Genomic DNA, 308 nt, shown 5'->3' with positions numbered 1-308 from the left:
GCACCGTCACTTGTGCCAGTAACAGTTATGGTTACGGTGGTAGTTGAGAAACTGCCATCACTGTCTTTTAAGGTGTAACTAAACGTGTCTGTTGCCGTAGCTCCTTCAGCCAATGCTGCCGCACCAGCGCCAGGAGTGTAAGTGTAAGAACCACCCGCTTGTAGGGTTAGCGAACCGAGCGAGCCCGAGATTGCTGTATTTACACCACCGGAAATATCACCGGTTTGTGTACCCGCAACTACACCGGTAATGGCGGCCGCATCAGCGCCATCTACATCAGCACCGCTAGCATCGGTGCGGACATTACC

The 308-nt window shown here is 53.2% G+C and carries 1 protein-coding gene; it reads right to left on the bottom strand.

Annotated features, from left to right (window positions below):
• Nucleotides 1-308: VCBS domain-containing protein (locus Q1A41_RS20265; protein ID WP_299982979.1), on the bottom strand; the 308-nt coding region annotated here is incomplete at both ends.

Source organism: uncultured Pseudoteredinibacter sp., assembly GCF_947502065.1.
GTDB lineage: Bacteria > Pseudomonadota > Gammaproteobacteria > Pseudomonadales > Cellvibrionaceae > Pseudoteredinibacter.
Note: the sequence above shows the minus strand (reverse complement) of the source record. Positions and strands in the feature narration are given on the sequence as shown.